Source organism: Cytobacillus sp. T106, from assembly GCF_040492155.1.
Taxonomy (GTDB): domain Bacteria; phylum Bacillota; class Bacilli; order Bacillales; family Cytobacillaceae; genus Bacillus_AB; species Bacillus_AB infantis.
Map to the genome: position 1 here is coordinate 150,432 of NZ_JBEUMK010000008.1, position 19,461 is coordinate 169,892.

Sequence of the window (19,461 nt, forward strand, 5' to 3'; positions counted from 1 at the left end):
AACCGCCCCGCTATTGGTTTTAGGACCGACCAGGGGATGGTAATTGACAATTGTGCAAAAGTTTATGTTAAAATAAACTTGAGAAATTCTAAATAAAAACAGAGGGGGAAATTCTATGAAAAGAAAAAGTTTTCTACTTTCAGCAGCATTGCTGCTGGCGCTTTCTATGATTCTTGCTGCCTGCGGCGGCAATTCAGATGAAGGCGGTTCAGACAATGGAGGGGAAGGCGGATCAGAAAAGCCTAAATTCCTCAGCATCGTTACCGGTGGAACCGGCGGTACATACTTCCCGCTTGGAGGCGCATTTGCGGATATCATTTCCGATGAAACCGGCATCCAGGCCAATGCTGAAACATCAGGCGCTTCTGCCGAGAACATGAATACGCTTAAGGATGGAAATGCTGAAATTGCTTTTTCACAAACTGATATTGCCTCATATGCAAAAGATGGAAAGCTGATGTTTGAAGGTTCTGCTGTTGACAATGTCAGCGCTATCGGAACGCTTTATCCTGAAACGATTCAAATCGTCACTACAGCTAAATCCGGCATCAAATCTGTTGAGGATTTGAAAGGCAAGAAGGTTTCTGTCGGTGCTCCAGGTTCAGGCACGAACCCGAATGCAGAACAGATCCTTGAAGTGCATGGGATGACATTTGATGACATCGACAAGCAGGATCTTTCTTTTGACGAGTCTACTGCAGGTATCCAGGATGGAACTATCGATGCAGCTTTCGTAACTGCCGGAACTCCTACTGGTGCTGTTGAAGGTCTTTCAGCAACTGAAGAAGTTGTCATTGTTCCTATCGAACAAGACAAAATTGATGCTCTGATTGAGAAGTACCCTTATTATATCCAGGATGAAGTCCCATCTGGAACTTACGGACTCTCTGATGCAGTAGCAACTGTTGCTGTACAGGCGATGCTTGTCGTGGCAAATGACCTGTCTGAAGATACGGTTTACGACATTACTAAGGCTATCTTTGAAAACACAGACAAGATCACACACGCAAAAGGCAAATTGATTACAGCTGAAAGTGCTCTTAATGGGGTAGGCATCGATGTGCACCCGGGAGCTCAGAAGTATTTTGACGAAAAAGGCGTAAAAGCCGAATAGTCTGCTGATTTTTCTAAATGGCTTCACCCTGGCCGGCGCCGCAAACCTGAACAGGTTACCGCGCCGGTCAATTCTCTTTAAGAGGACCTGAAGTTTAAGTCAGCCTTAGCCCAATGAGAGATGGGCCAGGTGAAGGTGTTGGCCTTCATCCCATTTTCTAACAGGGGGTCCTGATGAAAAAACGAACTAGATTGAAGAGAGCATTATTGCTGCTTCCCCTCTTAATTGCTGCCATTGCAATTATTATCTTTATCCCTTACAAAAAAGCACTTGTAATTCAATACCAAAATACAGGCAAAGTGCTTGCCTATATCCCTTTCACCGAGGAAGAAATTTTTAAAATAAAATATACCCATTCAATCCATCTTTCAGATGTGGTAGAGAGCTATAAACCAACAAAGGATTTAAAGATCCGGCAATACGAGCTTATGTATGAAGATTTTGCGATCGGCATGCCTGACAACGCTTCCGCAGGTGAGGTATTTGAACAAAAGGACGGGAAATACTATATCCGGAATATGAATAGAGTATTCCCTCATTTTGATATGCGGACAGGCAAGGTCAGGGCAAATCATAGAATTATATATAACGGAACCGAGTATCCTATGGCAGGTTTTATCGAGCCGGGAACATGGGTAAGATTTACAATTGATAAAATAAACATTTACCAGCAGTTGGAAGGAGTGAATATCCTTGAGCAATAAAGGAGAAACACTGACTCAGGAACAGCAGCAGGAGCTGCTCGAAAAATATGATCCCGAAGCGGGGACGCGAAAGCTGAAGGGAGTGCTGGGATGGATTGTCTTTTTAGGCTTGCTGTCCTTCTCCCTATTTCAGCTTTACACTGGAATATTCGGTGTATTGACAGCGCAGCTACAGCGTTCCATCCACTTGGGATTTGCACTTGCGCTTATTTTTCTTCTTTTCCCGGCGAGGAAAAAGGACAGGGGGAAAAAGCATAAGGTAGCTTGGTATGATTTGATCCTTGCCATTGCTGCGGTTGCAGTAGGGGCATACTGGCCGCTTATGATTGATGAAATCGTTATGAGGGTCGGCCGTTTGACTGATCTTGATTTTTATATTGGACTTACAGCAATCATCCTTGTCCTTGAGGCAACCAGGAGGGCAGTCGGGCTTCCTATAACCATCATTGCTGCCCTTTTTCTTGCGTATGCCTTATACGGTCCTTATATGCCCGGATTCCTTGCGCACAGAGGCTTGGATCTCCAAAGGCTGGTGCAGACGATGTTCTTTACAACCGAAGGGATATTGGGTACGCCCCTCGGAGTTTCTGCCACCTTCATTTTCCTGTTCCTGCTGTTCGGGTCGTTCCTGGTAAAAACGGGTGTGGGGCAATATTTCAATGATCTGGCTGTCAGCATTGCCGGAAAAAGGACAGGCGGGCCTGCGAAGGTAGCGATCTTCTCCAGTGCACTTCAGGGTACGATCAGCGGGAGCTCAGTTGCCAATGTGGTAACTTCAGGTTCTTTTACAATCCCGATGATGAAAAAGCTTGGATACAAGAAGGAATTTGCCGGAGCGGTTGAGGCAGCAGCTTCTACAGGCGGACAGCTGATGCCGCCAATCATGGGGGCTGCGGCCTTCCTGATGGTCGAATTCATTGGCGGAGGCATCACCTACTGGGATATTGCCAAAGCAGCAGCGATTCCTGCCCTTCTTTATTTCACGGGGATATGGATCATGACCCACTTTGAAGCGAAAAGAATAGGGCTCAGGGGCCTGAAGAAAGAAGAAATGCCAAACCGCAAAGAAGTGCTGAGCAAAATCTATCTGCTGCTGCCTATCCTGGCAGTGGTCGTCCTGCTTATGAGCGGTATGAGTGTAATTAGGGCCGCTCTCTGGTCTATCCTCATTACAATAGCAGTCAGCGCTATCAAAAAAGAAACCAGGATTAATTTTAAAGATGCTATTGACGCGCTCGTTGACGGTGCAAGAACTGCCCTTGGTGTAGCCGCTGCAACCGCAGCTGCCGGCATTATCGTCGGGGTGGTAACCAAGACAGGGCTGGGGCTAAAGCTGGCAAATGGACTGCTTGATCTGGCCGGCGGTGCTTTAATACCGACGCTTATGCTCACGATGCTGGCTGCCATCGTCCTCGGGATGGGTTCACCGACGACAGCAAACTACGTCATTACATCAACCATCGCGGCACCTGCCATCATTTTGCTTGGTGTGCCTGATTTATCAGCCCACCTGTTTGTCTTTTATTTTGGAATCATTGCCGATATTACACCGCCAGTTGCACTTGCAGCCTTCGCAGCCGCTGGTGTATCCGGAGGGGAGCCGATCAAGACCGGGGTCAATTCGGCGAAGCTGGCGATCGCGGCCTTTATCATTCCGTATATGTTCGTTCTTTCGCCTGAATTGTTAATGATTGATACAACATGGTATTATCTGGTCTGGGTAGTCTTTACTGCTCTTGCGGGAATGATGGCTATCGGGTCAGGTGTTATCGGCTACTGGTTCAGAAGGCTGTGGTGGTTTGAACGCATAATCGGCATTGTTGGTGGTTTATGCCTCATCTATCCAGAAACTTTAACAGATATAATCGGCCTTGTTTCATTTGCAGCTCTTATCATCCTTCAGTTCGTTATTAAAAGGGATGATTCACTAAAGCAGCAGACTGCAGGCTGAATTACAAAGGGAGTCCAATCGGGCTCCTTTTTTGAATGATTAAAATTGTGATAATATGGATGTGGAGGAAGATTTTTGAATATTAACATAGCTTGATTGCAAATCGAGTGGGGCGGAGGCGAAATATAGGTGGCCAAAGCAGAAGAGCTAATCCCAATACAAATATTGAAATTAGCTGATTTTACGGTATGTCTGCTCTTTTTCCGGCATGAGCGAAAGAATGTTTTCGAGCTTGAAGATTCTCATTTGCCTTCTTGTGAAGCAATAGGCAAGAACGGTAGTCCCATTTATATCCTTTACTAAAATCTTCCTTTGTGTCAGCTTGTTCTTGGCGGAAAGATAGATTACCTGTATAGCCATATTTTTTTCCATTGATCTGTATAAAATGCCTTTCATTTAGTTTTCCTCCCATTAAGCCTTCTAAGGGCTTTTATTTCTTGTATTTTTATTATATGCGAACAAATGTTCTTTTTCAAGTATAAGGCTTAACTTTTTTTCATTTTTTTACATTTTAGAGTCACTTGATATATCGGTGCTTGCTTTAAAGAAAATCGACTAGGGGATTACTATGAATAAGCATATGATTGAATTAATTGAGGCAGAGAAAAACATAAAAGGGAAGATGATTCTCACTAATATTAATTTAAAGCTGGATGAGGGTGAACGGGCAGCTATAATCGGGCACAATGGCTCCGGGAAAAGCACCTTATTGAAACTGATGGCAGGATTTTTTGAACCTACTGCCGGAAGCGTAAAAAGGAGGACCAAGAAGATCGGGTTTGTTCCTGAACATTTCCCTGATCAAAATCGGTTCAGGATGAGAGAGTTTCTTTTGTCTGCAGGAAGAATGGGAGGCCGAACGAAGTCAGAGCTTGAGGAAGAGATTGAATATTATGCTGAGTTATTCAATGCAGAAGGGTTTCTGGAAACTCCCTTGAAGAATTGTTCTAAGGGAACGATGCAGAAGGCTGGGATTATCCAGGCCCTTCTGCTGCAGCCGGATGTTCTCCTCCTGGATGAGCCATTGACCGGTCTGGACGAGGAAGCCCAGCAGGCATTCCTCAGGTACCTTCCAGGCCTTAAAGGAAAAATGGCCATTGCTTTTACTGCTCATGAAAACTTCCTTGTCAGAGAGGCGGCGGACAGGGTGATTGAATTGGAAAATGGTTCTGTTGTATCTGATGTTAATAATGTTGCAGAAGCCGTAAAATACATAAAAGCCCTAGTCCCGCATATTTCTATCCTAAAAGAGTTGCCAGCTGTTCAGTATAGCCAATTGGACCATAACCTGTTTATTATTAAAGAAGCAGCTTCGGCATCAGACGTCCTTCTAAAAAGCCTTCTTGATTCTGGCTGTTCAATTGTTGAAGTGATAGAAAGGGGGGGAGCGCTTTGATGGCTTTCCTTCAGTATCAGCTCAGAAGTGTAATCAGATCTTACAGATTCCTGCCTCCGTATACTGTTTACCTGGTCTGGATTTTCGTATTGTACACCTACGAAGGGGCACCCGTCCTTAGCAGCTACGCGGTCTCATCGATTGCTTTATATTTGTGTACAGCCTGGCTGGGCATGCTTTTCTTTTCCTTGGATCAGGAACAGGAAAAGTTTATCCTTATGTCACACCTGGGCAGCAAAAAGAAATACCTTGCTGGCAAGGCGGCTGCTGTGTTTGTCTCCTCCCTGCCGCTCATGATATTTGCTATCTACTTTCCTGTGATCACAGGAAGCTTTAGATTGGAAATGGAGATTTCTTTTTACCTGCTGGCTTTCTATGCCCATATTATGCTGGCGATTCTGGGCCTGCTTGTATCAATGCTTTTCTCTGGCGGACTGAACGCGGATAAAAGGTATGCCTGGCTGGCCGCTGTTCTCATACTTACAGCTTCATTAGCAGCAGAATCAGCTGCAGATGAGTGGAAGGGAGCTTCCTGGTTCCTGTGGCTGCTGCCCCCTGTCATGAGGGCGCTGAGTTATCTAAGCCAGGGGGACATTGCGGCTAAACTGGCACCATTGCTTAAAGACAGTCTGATTATAGTGGCTTACTGTTTGGCAGCAGCTGCTGCGGGGGTTCGTTTATTTTTAAAAAAGGAAGCGTGAATGGACATCGGGTGAGGATTCATATTTAACAAATTGGTTAAGGGGAACTGTCACATGCTTCTTTAGGCAATGGAGACGTTCTCCAAACCGCAAAATAAAAAATATATTAAAACGAAAAAATATCTGAAATAGTATTGACTTTGCCCCGAAAATGAATATAATTAAATATGTAGTTAAGACACGATCTGATAGTTCAGCGGGAGAATACTTCCTTGACAGGGAAGGGGTCGGGGGTTCGAATCCCTCTCAGATCATACTGAAGGATGCGTGGCAGTATAATGCCACGCATCTTTTTTTGATGATATTTAGTATAGAAGCAAAAAAGGGCTGCCGAGATTTATCGGCAGCCCTTTTTGTTTACTGTTTTTTCATGATCTCACTAACAATTTCAAATGACCGCAAGCGGGCTTTGTGATCATAAATTTGGGCGTTGACCATGAATTCATTAGCCTGAGTTTTGTCCAGGAATTCCTGCAGCTTCTTCTGCACCGTTTCTGCATCGCCAATAATGGATGAGCCAAGCTGCTGCTGCAGCAGAGCCTTTTCGTATTCACTCCATAGTTCATCCATGTTGTCGACAGGCGGCTTCAGGGCACCTGGTGTATTGCGGATCAAATTAAGGAACTGCTGCTGCATGCTAGTGGCGAGCCTTTCAGCTTCTTCCTGTGTATCAGCGGCAATCACATTGACCCCTACCATTGCATAAGGCTCAGATAGTTCATCTGATGGCGTAAAATGGCTTCGGTAAAGCTGAAGGGCAGGCAGGGTATTATCAGGAGAGAAGTGGCTGGCAAACGCAAAAGGCAGTCCCAGCTGGGCAGAGAGCCTGGCGCTGAAGCCGCTTGAGCCCAAAAGCCAGATCGGTATATTCAAGCCTTCGCCTGGAATGGCTCTTACTCTTTTCCTTTCAGCCGGCGACTCTGCTTCAAAATACTCCCGGAGTTCTTCAAGCTGTTCAGGGAAATCCTGTCCATCGTTTCCGCGGTCCCTGCGCAATGCATGTGCTGTTAGCTGGTCAGTGCCCGGCGCACGCCCGAGACCAAGGTCAATTCTGCCCGGATAAAGAGATTCCAATGTACCGAACTGCTCTGCTATGACAAGCGGTGCATGGTTCGGAAGCATAATTCCGCCGGAACCAACCCTGATGCTAGAGGTTCCCCCGGCGACATGTCCGATCACAACAGAAGTAGCAGAGCTGGCGATCCCTGCCATATTATGATGCTCTGCAAGCCAATAGCGCGTATAGCCCCATTTTTCGGCATGCTGTGCGAGGTCCAGAGTATTCTTCAATGAAACCGCTGCTGTACTGCCTTCATTGATAGGTGAAAGATCAAGTACAGAATATTTAATATCGCTTAACTTTTTATTCTCAGACATATTGTCACTTCTTTCTTCTGGAATGGCGGCTGCTGCAGTTCATCAGCTCATGTCTATTTTATCAGCAGTAATTAGTCTCTCAAAATATTATGATTTAAACCGGAAAAATCCCGCTGGCCAGGCTTATATCCCATTGGGTATTTGCGGGGAGGACTGCCTGAAAAAGTGATTGGTAAAGGGGATTTCTTGCGGGAGGAAGCTGCAAAGGTTATTCTTAATGAAAATATAATTGTAAAGGATGATGACAGTGAAGCGGGTGCTGCCGCCAGGGCAATTTGAAACTGAAAAATGGCCTGTTCTCCACCAGGGCGATGTTTATGAATTTGATGAAGCTTCTTGGGATTTCAGGCTCTTTGGAGAGGTAGAAGAGGAGGTTTCCCTGTCATATGCTGAAATGATGATGCTGCCAAAAACGGTGTCCAGCATTGATATGCATTGTGTGACTACCTGGTCCAAGTTTGGGACCAGGTTTGAAGGCATCGCTTTAAGGGAACTGCTGCAGCTGGTCAATATCAAGGAAGATGTCAAATATATAAAGATATACGGGTATTATAACGGGGACCGTTTTGGCTACTCTGCAAACCTGCCTCTGGGGGACCTTCTAGGCAATGACGCCCTGTTTGTATACAGATGGAAGGATGAAAACCATGAATGGCAGGAAATATCCCCTAAGCATGGCTACCCGCTGAGATTCATACCTCCAGCCTCTTTCTATTTGTGGAAAGGCTCAAAATGGGTATCCGGCATCCGTTTTATGAAAGACGATGAAGAAGGCTTCTGGGAGGAGCTTGGCTACTCCATGACCGCCGATCCGTTTAAGGAGGAAAGATACAGATGAAGGGACTTTTTGGTCCTTTCTAATAACTATTGAAGCTTGAATAGATAAAAAATTTAGAAAAATCCATAAAAATAATTGTCAAAGCAGTCTCTGTTATATTACAATTTCCATAAGGGCGTGTGCATTATAATGAATATTTATGTTCCCGCATAAATGCCTCATATAATATCCCCGCGCCGCAGGAGGGCAATATGTATCAGGACAGCACAGTGTATATTATTGGAGACAGCAAGACATCCTCCAATAATCCGATCATGCAGAAATACAATGGTTTTTTCATTGCACTCGTCATTGACAGGGACACACATAAGATTGAAGATGCAGAATGCTCTTCAACAATTGGGCTGACTTCCCTGTTTGTTAAGTCATTGTTTGCAGGGAAATCCATGCTGGAGGAAGAAGGCATCCTTTCTGAAATAGAAGCGCGGTATTTTGGTTCTTCCCAGAAAGCGCTGATGGTTGCTTTTAAGAATGCCAGCATAAAGTACAAGCAAATAGCCGGAATAAATTTAAATGTATAGCTGCTTTTTCTGCTGAACCCAGATAAAATCCAGCTGTTAGAGACTCTCTCTGGCAGCTGGATTTTTTTAATAGCCTAAGTTCTATTCATAACGCTATTGAAATATAGTAATTTATCCGCTATAATAGTAAGAAAATTCAAAATATTTGAAAGTGTGGAGAGTCTATGAAAATATATCTATCGGTTGATATGGAAGGCATAACCGGGCTGTCTGATTATACCCATGTTGATTCTTCCAGGCATAATTACGAAAGAAGCCGCATCATTATGACAGACGAAGCAAATTTTATTGTTTCAGAAGCTTTTGACCGCGGTGCTACTGAGGTGCTGGTGAATGACAGCCATTCCAAAATGAATAATCTTCTTGTTGAGAGGATGCACCCGGAAACCCAGCTGATCACAGGGGATGTTAAGCCTTTCAGCATGGTCCAGGGTTTGAATTCTGAATTCTCAGGTGCTATATTCGCTGGCTATCATGCACGGGCATCCATGGAAGGTGTAATGTCTCACACCATGATATTCGGTGTCCGGAATATATACATAAATGACACAGCAGTCGGGGAGCTGGGATTCAACGCATATGTGGCAGGCCATTTTGGAGTACCGGTGATCATGGTTGCAGGCGATGACAGGGCGGCCAAAGAAGCCGAAGAGCTTATTCCGAATGTAACGACAGCCGTTGTAAAACAGACCATTTCCCGTTCGGCTGTAAAAACCCTCACACCGGCTAAGGCCGGAATGCTTTTGAAAGAAAAAACCGCCGCTGCTATCGAAAACAGGGAAAAGGTTAAACCGCTTGTCCCGCCGGATGCCCCTCTCCTGAGGATTGAATTTGCAAACTACGGCCAGGCAGAATGGGCAGGGCTTATGCCTGGTACGGAAATAGAAAAAGGAACGACAACTGTCCGGTTCCAGGCAAAAAATATTCTGGAAGCATACCAGGCTATGCTGGTCATGACCGAGCTGGCCATGAGAACGGCATTTTGTTAGGAAGTGGCCGGGATGAATAGTTATATACTCAAAAGACTTTTATCGATGCTTGTTACACTATGGCTGATCATCACGCTTACCTTTTTCCTGATGCACAGCATCCCTGGTTCTCCTTTCAACGAAGAAAGGGCGACGAGCGAAGCTGTCCAGAAGAACCTGGAGGCCTATTATCATCTGGATGAACCGCTTCCTGTCCAATATGCAACTTACCTGAAGTCGCTTATAACGCTGGATTTCGGACCTTCTATCAAAAAGTCGTCACAGACAGTCAATGACATGCTGAGCAGGGGCTTTCCGGTGTCATTTGAACTTGGGATGTGGACTTTGCTCCTGGCAGTCTTTTCGGGGATCGTGCTTGGCATCATCGCAGCACTCAGGCATAACGGATTCATTGACTATCTGGCGATGACCATCGCTGTGCTTGGCATATCAGTTCCCAACTTTGTTCTGGCAACGCTGCTGATCCAGCAGGTTGCTGTCAATTGGGACCTGCTTCCCGCAGCTACATGGACCAGCTGGAGGCATATGATTCTCCCGACACTGGCTCTCGCAACCGGCCCGATGGCAATCATTGCAAGGCTGACAAGGGCAAGCATGCTCGAAGTGCTGACCCAGGATTATATCAGGACGGCCAAGGCAAAGGGACTTACACCGGTAAAAATCGTATTCAAACATGCACTGAGAAACGCATTGCTTCCTGTTGTCACGGTGCTTGGCACCATGGCGGCTAGCATTTTGACCGGCACCTTTGTCATCGAGAAGATCTTTGCCATACCGGGGATGGGCAAGTATTTTATTGAAAGCATCGGAAACCGGGACTATCCCGTCATCATGGGAACAACCGTTTTTTATAGCGCCGTACTTATCTTCATGCTGTTTCTGGTGGATTTCGCCTATGGCGTACTCGATCCCCGCATTAAGCTGAGTAAAAGGGAGGGACGATAATGGAATTGCGAAAACAGCAGGAGCGCAGCGTTTCCCCGGAAATTCCTGATGAGTGGTTTACGCCCCGTTCGAAAGAAGAGGGGGAAGCTGAGGCAGTAGTGAGGCCAAGCCTTTCCTACTGGCAGGATTCGTGGAGGCGGCTGTCGCGCAACAAGCTGGCAATGGCCGGACTCGTATTTCTCATCTTTCTGCTCTTTATGGCTATTTTTGGACCGGTCATTTCACCCCATTCGGTCGAAAGCTCTAAGCTGACCGAACAGAATCTCCCTCCATCCTCCAGCCACTGGTTCGGCACAGATGAATTGGGGCGGGATGTGTTCACAAGAACCTGGTATGGCGCCAGGGTCTCACTGTTCGTAGCGGTGATTGCGGCCCTGCTGGATTTTATTATCGGAGTCATCTATGGAGGCATTGCCGGCTATAAAGGAGGCATGGCAGACAACCTGATGATGCGGATCATTGAAGTCCTGTACGGCCTGCCATATCTGCTGGTTGTTATTCTTCTTGCAGTCGTAATGGGCCCTGGCCTGACGACCATCATTGTCGCCTTGTCAGTTACAGGCTGGATTGGAATGGCCCGGATTGTCAGGGGACAGGTCATGCAAATCAAAAATTATGAATTTATACTGGCATCCAAAACCTTTGGAACAAAGACATCGAGGATCATCAGAAAGAATCTCCTGCCTAATACAATGGGCCCGATCATCGTCCAGCTCACGCTGACCGTGCCGTCGGCCATATTTGCAGAAGCTTTCCTGAGCTTTCTTGGCCTGGGAATCCAGGCACCGTTTGCCAGCTGGGGAGTAATGGCCAATGACGGGCTGTCAACTATCCTTTCCGGCCATTGGTGGAGGCTGTTCTTTCCTGCCTTTTTCATCTCCATGACGATGTTTGCTTTTAATGTTCTCGGGGACGGCCTGCAGGATGCACTGGATCCAAAGCTGAGGAGGTAGAGCCATGATGGAAAAAGTATTGGAAATCAAAAATTTGCATGTGTCCTTTTCCACCTATGGCGGAGAGGTAAAAGCAGTCCGCGGGGTGGAATTTGATTTATACAAAGGGGAAACCCTGGCTATAGTCGGCGAATCCGGAAGCGGCAAAAGCGTCACTTCCCAGAGCATCATGAAGCTGATACCTTCCCCGCCCGGAAGAATCGCAGAGGGGTCGATCCTGTTCAATGGCCGGGACCTGACCCGGCTGAAAGAGTCAGAGATGCGCAAGATCCGGGGGGCGGACATATCCATGATCTTTCAGGATCCCATGACAGCTCTTAATCCGACCATTACAGTTGGGGAACAGATTATAGAAGGAATCCGGCAGCATCAGTCCGTTTCCAAAGACCAGGCTAAGAAAAAGGCTTTGGAGATGCTTAAACTGGTGGGGATACCCAGTCCTGAGTCAAGGCTCAGGCAATACCCGCACCAATTCAGCGGCGGCATGAGGCAGAGAATAGTCATTGCGATGGCCCTTGTCTGCGAGCCGGAAATATTGATTGCGGATGAGCCGACGACCGCCCTGGATGTAACCATTCAGGCACAGATACTTGATTTGTTCAAGGAAATCCAGCAAAAGACAGGTGTATCCATTATATTGATCACCCATGACCTTGGCGTGGTTGCGCAGGTAGCTGACCGTGTCGCAGTTATGTATGCCGGGAAGATCGTTGAGGCAGGCACAAGAAGGGAGATTTTCTATAGTCCTCAGCATCCTTATACAGTAGGGCTGCTGAACTCGGTGCCGCGCCTTGATTCTGAAGAAGGGGAGCTTGTGCCGATACCTGGATCCCCCCCTGATTTGTTCGCACCGCCGCAGGGCTGTCCTTTTGCAGCAAGATGTGATTATGCAATGGAAGTTTGTGAAAAAGTCTATCCGTTTGAAAGCCGTTTAAGCAGTGAGCATCATGTGGACTGCTGGCTGCAGGATGAGCGCGCTAAAAAAATGCTGGTCCGTGTAAGATAGCACCGCCGGCGTTCCGGCTTGCCCGGAACGCCGGCGGAATTATCCAGATGCAGGTTTTCAAGAAACTGCATTGATAGATGAAAATAGAATGAGGGGGAGAAAAATGAAAAAATTTTTCATGTTGTTTCTGGCAATGTCGCTTGTATTCGTCATGGCAGCCTGTACAGCCAATTCGGATACAGGAAGCGAACCTTCAGATGAGGGCAAAGATAGTGGGGATAGCGGAAGTGAAAAGGTGCTTTACTTAAATAATGGTGTAGAACCAACATCCTTTGACCCTCCAATTGGTTTTGATGCCGTTTCCTGGAACTCGCTGAATAATATCATGGAAGGCCTGACAAGGCTCGGCAAGGAGCATGAAGCAGAACCTGCCGCGGCAGAGAAGTGGGATGTTTCTGAAGATGGCAAGACATACACATTCCATATACGTGATAATGCAAAATGGTCTAACGGGGATGATGTCACAGCAGGGGATTTTGTTTTTGCCTGGAAACGCCTGCTTGATCCGAATACAGGTTCGCCGGCAGCTTTCCTCGGCTATTTCATTGAAGGCGGCGAAGCCTATAATACTGGTGAAGGATCGGCTGATGAAGTGAACGTAAAAGCTGTCGATGATAAAACATTCGAAGTGACTTTGACTAGCCCGCAGGCTTACTTTTTAAGCATCATCGCCAATCCGGCATTTTTCCCGGTCAACGAAAAAACAGCGACTGAAAATCCGGAATGGTTTGCAGAAGCTGACACCTTTGTAGGAAATGGCCCGTTCAAGCTGACAGAATGGGAGCATGACACAAATATGGTCATGGAGAAAAATGAAGAGTATTGGGATGCGGAAAATGTCAAACTGGATAAAGTGCACTGGGCGATGGTGAATGACACGAATACCGAATACCAGATGTATCAAAAAGGGGAGCTGGACACTTCAGATGTACCGGCAGACCTTAGCGAGCAGCTCTTTGAAGAAGGCAAGGTCCAGGTTGAAGATCAGGCCGGCCAATATTTCTACCGCTTTAATGTGAATAAGGAGCCATTCCAGAATGTGAACATCAGAAAAGCTTTTGCAATGGCGGTGGATCAGGAGCAAATCGTTGAATTTGTAACCAAGAATCAGGAGCAGCCTGCTTATGGATTTGTTCCTCCAGGCTTTAAGGATCCGTCCGGGAATGATTTCCGCGAAGTGAACGGGGACCTGGTCAAAACTGATGCCGCACAGGCAAAAGAGCTGCTGAAGAAGGGAATGGAAGAGGAAGGCTACAGCGAGCTTCCTGAAGTGACTCTGACATACAGCACGAATGATGTGCATAAAAAAATTGCAGAAGCCCTACAGCAGATGCTTAAAGAAAATCTTGGGGTCGATGTAAAGCTTGCAAATATGGAAGCAAACGTGTTCGCGACTGAACAGAAGGCGCTGAACCTGCAGCTTTCCAGAAGCTCTTTCCTGGCTGATTATGCTGACCCGATCAACTTCCTTGAGAACTTCCAGACCGGCCACTCGATGAACCGGACCGGCTGGAGCAATGCCGATTTCGATAAGCTGATTCAATCCGCAAAAAATGAAGCTGATGAAGCGAAACGCTATGACATGATGTACGAAGCAGAAAAAATCCTTTATAATGAGTCGCCTATTTTCTCACTGCATTTCTATAACCAGGTATATCTCCAAAATGAAGCTGTATCAGGTATCGTCCGCCACCCAGTCGGATATCTGGAATTAAAATGGGCTGACAAAGAATAGCATTGAAAAGGGGTGTTCTGCTGAACATCCCTTTTTAACTGGCAAACGGCAGCGCATATGGAAAGGGGCATATGATATGAAAATAAAGCCGGGACATTTGAAAAAAGGGGATGCTGTCGGTGTAGTTTCACCGGCCAGCCCGCCTGACCTCAAAAGCCTTGATAGGGGCATTAATTTTCTTAAAGAGCTGGGATTGGAAGTCAGAGAAGGGAAATCTGTCAGGAAACTAAATGGCTACCTGGCTGGCACAGACAAAGAGAGGCTCGAGGATCTGCATGATATGTTCGAAGACAAAGAGATTAAAGCGGTCTTTTGTGCAGGCGGGGGATATGGAACTGCCAGAATTGCAGGTGACCTGGATTATGGCCTTATTAAGGCAAATCCCAAAATATTCTGGGGCTACAGTGATATCACCTTCCTTCACACGAGCGTAAGGCAGAAAACCGGGCTTATTACCTTTCACGGTCCGATGCTTGCTTCCGATATCGGGAAGGAGGACGTCCACCCATTGTCCAAACAATATTTCAGCCAGCTTTTCAAGCCTGCAGATTCCTTATACACTGAAGAGATTTCACCTTTGACAGCAGTAGTGGAAGGAAGAGCAGAAGGTCCCCTGACTGGAGGCAATCTATGCTTGATCGCAAGTACGCTTGGAACTTCTTTTGAGATTGATATGAAAGGGAAGCTGCTGCTGATCGAGGATATCAATGAAGAACCGCGCTCAGTCGACCGGATGCTGAATCAGCTGCTGATGGCAGGCAAATTATCTGAAGCAGCAGGCATTGTCGTGGGGGACTTTAACAAATGTGAACCGCAGCGCGAGCTCAGCTTATCTCTTGATGAAGTTATTGATTACTATCTGATTAAAGCGGGCAGGCCGGCCATGAAAGGATTTAAGATCGGACATTGCTCGCCTCACTTCTCTGTTCCGCTCGGAGCGGATGCGGTGCTGGATACAGCGGAAAAACAATTGTATGTCGAAAGCGGCGTACGCTAAAGAGGTGCAAGGATGAATATTGAGCGAATTGAGACCTTCAGGGTTGCCATCCCATTGATCAAGCCGTTTAAGACTGCCTTAAGGACTGTGACTACAGCGGAATCTGTGGTCATTAAAATCACATGCGACAACGGCATTGAAGGCTGGGGAGAAGCTCCTCCTACAGTCGTCATCACCGGGGACAGCCTCATGAGCATCGAATCGGCCATCCACCATGTGTTCAAGCCATATCTTGTCGGTAAAAGCCTTCTGAACTATGAAACTATTTTCCAGGCAATAAAGACATTGATGGTCGGGAATTCAAGTGCAAAAGCTGCGGTGGATATGGCTCTATATGACTGCCTTTCCAAGCATTGCAGGCTGCCGCTGTATCAATTCCTTGGCGGTGCGAAAAATGAAATCGAGACTGACTATACAGTGAGTGTGAATAATCCCGAAGAAATGGGCGATGATGCTGCTTCCTATATAGATCAGGGATTCAATGTACTGAAGGTTAAGGTCGGAAAAGATGATATCATGACAGACATCAGCCGAATAAAGGAAATCAGAAGGCGTGTCGGCAACAAGGTGAAAATCAGGCTTGATGCGAATCAGGGATGGCAGGCAAAGGATGCAGTCAGGGCCATCAGGAAAATGGAAGACAGCCTACTCGACATTGAGCTGGTCGAACAGCCGGTTCCCGCAGACGATATCGAAGGGCTTAAACAAGTGACCGATTCCGTTGAAACTCTCATCATGGCAGATGAAAGTGTGTTCAGCCCGAAGCAGGCGCTCCAGGTGCTATGTACAAGGAGTGCTGATCTGATCAATATCAAATTAATGAAGGCAGGGGGAATTTTCCAGGCGCAGGCCATCAACCAGCTGGCTGAAACCTGCGGTGTCGAATGCATGGTGGGAAGCATGATTGAAACAAAAATAGGCATCAGTGCCGCTGCCCATTTTGCTGCAAGCAAAAAAAATATCACACGGTTTGATTTTGATGCCCCCCTTATGCTGGCCAAAGATATGGTAGAAGGCGGCATCAGCTACAGCGGAAGGAAAATCACTTTCCCTGATGCGGCAGGGCTTGGCATCAGGCAAGTGTATTCAGAAGGAGGAATTTCAAGTGGGAATTCAGCATAAATGGCTGGTAAATGTACCGGTGGCGACAGTTTGGACCTCACCTGAATCTGCCAGGGAAATAGATGGAAAAGCAATTTCCAGCTGGCCGGATATAGAGGGATGGCTGGCTGGCCTGACATATGAAACTAGCCTCGCGCTTTGCAATGAAAACAGAATCCAGACCCAGGCACTGTTTGGCCAGGAGGTTATCCTGCTGGAAGAAGAGGGACCTTGGGCGAGCGTCATAATCCTTAGCCAGCCTTCAGAAAAAAATGAAAGAGGCTATCCTGGCTGGATGCCAAAAAGCCAGCTGATGAAACTGAATGAATGGAATATCAAAAAAGGCCCTGTTGCATCTATCAGTTCGAAAAAAGCTGTTTTGTATTCAGAGGAAGAGAAGCCTTTAATGGAACTTAGCTTTGAAACTGTCCTTCCTGCTGTTGAGAAATCTGATGAGTGGCTTAAAGTTAGAATCCCTGAGGGGTACGGACTTCTTCGGCAGGAGGATGTTTTCCTTCATCCTTCTTTGGAAGCAAGGAGGAAGGGGAATGGAGCGGGAATCGTTTCCGAAGGTGAGCGCTTCCTTGGCTTGCCTTACCTTTGGGGAGGGATGAGCAGCTGGGGTTATGACTGCTCTGGATTCAGCTATAATATGTGCAGGTCAAACGGCTATATCATCCCAAGGGATGCCCATGATCAGGCACAAAGTGGCAAGAAAGTGGACCTTGCTGAGATCCAGCCGGGCGACCTGCTGTTTTTTGCTTACCAGGAAGGCAGGGGCAGCATCCATCATGTGGGAATCTTCTATGGAAACGGAAAATTGCTCCATTCGCCGAATACAGGCAAAACGATCGAAATTATCCCGCTTAAAGACACCATCTATGAAAAGGAACTATGCGCAGCACGCCGTTATTGGCAGGAGGGGGAAGATTGACGATGCCGGACAGCATACTTGAGGTAAAGAATCTCAAAAAACATTTTACGCTTGGAAAAGGAGAGGTGTTAAAAGCAGTTGACGGCATTTCCTTTGATATAAAAAAGGGAGAAACCCTCGGAATTGTCGGTGAATCAGGATGCGGAAAATCGACTGCCGGCAGGACGATTATCGGGCTTTACGATAGTACAGATGGGGAAGTCATCTTCAATGGAAAAAATGTCCACAGCATGACAAACAGGGAGCGCTTCTCTTTCCACAAGCAGATGCAGATGATTTTCCAGGATCCCTATGCTTCACTCAATCCCAGATCAACAGTAAGTGAAATCATTGCCGAGCCGATGGAAGTCCATGGCTTATTCCGGAATAAACAGGAGCGGATGGAAAAAATCTATCAGCTTCTGGAGGATGTCGGACTTAATAGAGAGCATGCCGGGCGGTATCCGCATGAATTCAGCGGGGGACAGAGACAGAGGATCGGCATTGCGAGGGCCCTCGCCCTGGAGTCTGAATTCATTATAGCTGATGAACCGATATCAGCACTGGACGTTTCGGTCCAGGCCCAGGTGGTGAACCTGCTCAAAAAGCTTCAGAAGGAAAAAGGGCTGACATACTTATTCATCGCCCATGACCTGTCAATGGTCAAGCAGATAAGCGACCGGATCGGCGTCATGTACCTGGGGCATATGATGGAGCTCACAACCAGTAAGGAATTGTACCGTAATCCGCTTCATCCATATACACGGGCTTTGCTTTCAGCCATTCCGATCCCTGACCCGGATGTTGAGGATCAAAGGGAAAGAATCATCCTCCAAGGCGAGCTGCCAAGCCCGATCGACCCTCCAAGCGGCTGTGTGTTCCGGACCAGATGCCCTCACAGCATGGATATTTGTGCAGAAAAGACGCCTGTCTGGCAGGAAGCGGAGAAATCAAGATTTGTTGCCTGCCATTTATACGATCCCAATCTGACCGGAAATCATGACAGCTCTCAGGCAGCAGCATCTAAATGACCGGGCTGCTCTCTGAAAATATCAATCAACTTGAAAAGAGGCTGGCTGATATCCTCAGACAATGTCCGGGTAATGCCAGTCTGGCAGTAGAGTACGGTGAGAGGGCAATCTATATGAACAGCGGGCGGAAATATCCTGCAGCCAGCCTCATCAAAATCCCGATCATGATGGAAGCTTTCTTTCAGGCAGAGGAGGGCGTCCTGGATCTCAGTGAGCAGGTGCGTATTGGCGGGATTGAAAAGGCCGGAGGGGCCGGTATCATTCAATCTCTTTCAGTAACAGCTTCCCTAAGCATTCTGGACTGTATAACCTTGATGATTATAGTCTCAGACAATACAGCTGCCAATCTGCTGATAAAATTGCTGGGCAAGAAAAATATTAATGATAGAATGCATGGACTGGGTCTTCAAACAACTGTACTGGGCAGAAAAATGATGGACTTTGAAGCCGCAGCAAAAGGTATTGACAATTTTACCACTGCCGCGGATATGGTTAAATGCCTGAGAGCAATAAAAGATGGTGAATTATTTTCCGAAAAGAACCGCAGCAAGATGCTAGATATAATGGAAGCGCAGCAATTCAGAGAAAAGCTGCCGGCCCTTGCATGCAAGGAGCTGAAGATTGCCAATAAAACCGGGGAGCTTCCTGGAATAGAGCATGATTGCGCCATCTTTGCTTCAGGCCGGGATGTTTTATATGCTGCCGTCCTGATCGAAGGTCTCTCAAGCCCGGAAGAAGGAAACCATGCAATCAGGCTGATTGGGAGCCGGTTATCTGAGTTTCTTTGCCTTCCGGAAACAGAAATGAGGTGAATTTATGAAAGAGTTTAAGAATTATAATGAGTTCTGGCCTTTTTACCTTTCGCAGCACAGCAAAAAATCCACTAGGACATGGCATTTCATCGGCACTACTTTTGTATATATCTGTATTGCTCTTGCCATCATTTATTTAAATGTCTGGTTTATCATTCTGGCGCCGGTCATTGCTTATGGGTTTTCCTGGTTCTCCCATTTCTTTATTGAAGGAAATAAGCCGGCAACTTTTGGACATCCACTCTGGTCGCTTCGGGCTGACTTCCAAATGTATTTCTATATTTTAACTGGACGTCTTTCAAGGGAAATCGACAATCTGCCTGAACAATATTCAGCAGAAAAATAGACTGTCAGAAAAGCATCCTCAGCCGCTGGGA

The 19,461-nt window shown here is 46.7% G+C and carries 20 protein-coding genes and 1 tRNA gene; 19 read left to right on the forward strand and 2 right to left on the reverse strand.

The window, feature by feature from the left end; genetic code table 11:
* Nucleotides 1–115 precede the first annotated feature (115 nt).
* From ABU165_RS15605 to ABU165_RS15615, 3 genes are all read left to right on the forward strand, one after another.
* Entirely contained in the window at nt 116–1,114 is a 999-nt protein-coding gene (locus tag ABU165_RS15605) for a TAXI family TRAP transporter solute-binding subunit (protein ID WP_009794156.1), read from the forward strand.
* A 173-nt stretch (nt 1,115–1,287) separates the two neighbouring features.
* Nucleotides 1,288–1,818: a DUF1850 domain-containing protein gene (locus ABU165_RS15610; protein WP_035402693.1), complete on the forward strand. Its 531-nt coding sequence runs from the start codon at nt 1,288–1,290 to the stop codon at nt 1,816–1,818.
* Nucleotides 1,808–3,769: a TRAP transporter permease gene (locus ABU165_RS15615; protein ID WP_318060250.1), complete on the forward strand. Its 1,962-nt coding sequence runs from the start codon at nt 1,808–1,810 to the stop codon at nt 3,767–3,769. Before ABU165_RS15610 ends, ABU165_RS15615 begins: the two co-directional genes overlap by 11 nt.
* A 171-nt stretch (nt 3,770–3,940) precedes the next feature.
* Here the strand turns inward: ABU165_RS15615 and ABU165_RS15620 are convergent, their stop codons facing one another.
* The gene (locus ABU165_RS15620; protein ID WP_009794159.1) at nt 3,941–4,165 is read right to left on the reverse strand and encodes a hypothetical protein; all 225 of its coding nucleotides are present in this window, start codon (nt 4,163–4,165) and stop codon (nt 3,941–3,943) included.
* Nucleotides 4,166–4,337: 172 nt separating this feature from the next.
* On the opposite strand from ABU165_RS15620, the gene ABU165_RS15625 reads away from it, so the two are divergent.
* The 3 genes from ABU165_RS15625 to ABU165_RS15635 all read left to right on the forward strand — a co-directional run bounded on the left by ABU165_RS15625 (nt 4,338) and on the right by ABU165_RS15635 (nt 6,120).
* Nucleotides 4,338–5,165, forward strand: a complete 828-nt coding sequence (locus ABU165_RS15625; RefSeq protein ID WP_009794160.1) for an ATP-binding cassette domain-containing protein — start codon at nt 4,338–4,340, stop codon at nt 5,163–5,165.
* Nucleotides 5,165–5,866: a hypothetical protein gene (locus ABU165_RS15630; RefSeq protein ID WP_009794161.1), complete on the forward strand. Its 702-nt coding sequence runs from the start codon at nt 5,165–5,167 to the stop codon at nt 5,864–5,866. Before ABU165_RS15625 ends, ABU165_RS15630 begins: the two co-directional genes overlap by 1 nt.
* 182 nt (nt 5,867–6,048) lie before the next feature.
* A tRNA-Val gene (locus ABU165_RS15635) sits at nt 6,049–6,120 on the forward strand.
* Nucleotides 6,121–6,223: 103 nt separating this feature from the next.
* Here ABU165_RS15635 and ABU165_RS15640 read toward each other — a convergent pair.
* Complete coding sequence (locus ABU165_RS15640; RefSeq protein WP_009794162.1) at nt 6,224–7,243, reverse strand: LLM class flavin-dependent oxidoreductase; 1,020 nt, start codon at nt 7,241–7,243, stop codon at nt 6,224–6,226.
* Nucleotides 7,244–7,490: 247 nt separating this feature from the next.
* Here ABU165_RS15640 and ABU165_RS15645 point away from each other — a divergent pair, with 247 nt between their 5' ends.
* The 13 genes from ABU165_RS15645 to ABU165_RS15705 all read left to right on the forward strand — a co-directional run bounded on the left by ABU165_RS15645 (nt 7,491) and on the right by ABU165_RS15705 (nt 19,430).
* The gene (locus ABU165_RS15645) at nt 7,491–8,081 is read left to right on the forward strand and encodes a molybdopterin-dependent oxidoreductase (RefSeq protein ID WP_022543621.1); all 591 of its coding nucleotides are present in this window, start codon (nt 7,491–7,493) and stop codon (nt 8,079–8,081) included.
* Between the two features lie 191 nt (nt 8,082–8,272).
* A complete protein-coding gene (locus ABU165_RS15650; protein ID WP_022543622.1) occupies nt 8,273–8,602 on the forward strand; it encodes a DUF3870 domain-containing protein in 330 nt (109 codons plus the stop codon).
* Between the two features lie 164 nt (nt 8,603–8,766).
* Nucleotides 8,767–9,591, forward strand: coding sequence for a M55 family metallopeptidase (locus ABU165_RS15655; protein WP_009794166.1), 825 nt, complete (start codon nt 8,767–8,769; stop codon nt 9,589–9,591).
* Between the two features lie 12 nt (nt 9,592–9,603).
* Nucleotides 9,604–10,536 carry an ABC transporter permease gene (locus ABU165_RS15660; protein ID WP_022543623.1) on the forward strand — a complete coding sequence of 311 codons (933 nt, stop codon included), beginning with the start codon at nt 9,604–9,606 and terminating at the stop codon, nt 10,534–10,536.
* A complete protein-coding gene (locus ABU165_RS15665; protein WP_318060251.1) occupies nt 10,536–11,489 on the forward strand; it encodes an ABC transporter permease in 954 nt (317 codons plus the stop codon). The genes ABU165_RS15660 and ABU165_RS15665 overlap by 1 nt, the downstream gene beginning before the upstream one ends.
* A 7-nt stretch (nt 11,490–11,496) precedes the next feature.
* On the forward strand, nt 11,497–12,495 hold the full coding sequence (locus ABU165_RS15670) for an ABC transporter ATP-binding protein (protein WP_035402756.1): 999 nt from the start codon (nt 11,497–11,499) through the stop codon (nt 12,493–12,495).
* Nucleotides 12,496–12,598: 103 nt separating this feature from the next.
* The gene (locus ABU165_RS15675) at nt 12,599–14,230 is read left to right on the forward strand and encodes a peptide ABC transporter substrate-binding protein (protein WP_318060252.1); all 1,632 of its coding nucleotides are present in this window, start codon (nt 12,599–12,601) and stop codon (nt 14,228–14,230) included.
* Nucleotides 14,231–14,306: 76 nt separating this feature from the next.
* Complete coding sequence (locus tag ABU165_RS15680; protein WP_009794171.1) at nt 14,307–15,227, forward strand: S66 peptidase family protein; 921 nt, start codon at nt 14,307–14,309, stop codon at nt 15,225–15,227.
* A gap of 12 nt (nt 15,228–15,239) precedes the next feature.
* Complete coding sequence (locus ABU165_RS15685) at nt 15,240–16,349, forward strand: mandelate racemase/muconate lactonizing enzyme family protein (RefSeq protein WP_009794172.1); 1,110 nt, start codon at nt 15,240–15,242, stop codon at nt 16,347–16,349.
* Nucleotides 16,333–17,262 (forward strand): C40 family peptidase, encoded by a 930-nt coding sequence (locus ABU165_RS15690; protein WP_318060253.1) that lies wholly within the window; start codon nt 16,333–16,335, stop codon nt 17,260–17,262. Before ABU165_RS15685 ends, ABU165_RS15690 begins: the two co-directional genes overlap by 17 nt.
* A 2-nt stretch (nt 17,263–17,264) precedes the next feature.
* Nucleotides 17,265–18,272, forward strand: coding sequence for an ABC transporter ATP-binding protein (locus tag ABU165_RS15695; protein ID WP_318060267.1), 1,008 nt, complete (start codon nt 17,265–17,267; stop codon nt 18,270–18,272).
* Nucleotides 18,269–19,084, forward strand: a complete 816-nt coding sequence (locus ABU165_RS15700; RefSeq protein ID WP_129611868.1) for a serine hydrolase — start codon at nt 18,269–18,271, stop codon at nt 19,082–19,084. The genes ABU165_RS15695 and ABU165_RS15700 overlap by 4 nt, the downstream gene beginning before the upstream one ends.
* 4 nt (nt 19,085–19,088) lie before the next feature.
* The gene (locus tag ABU165_RS15705; RefSeq protein ID WP_224950068.1) at nt 19,089–19,430 is read left to right on the forward strand and encodes an Mpo1-like protein; all 342 of its coding nucleotides are present in this window, start codon (nt 19,089–19,091) and stop codon (nt 19,428–19,430) included.
* Nucleotides 19,431–19,461: the final 31 nt, after the last annotated feature.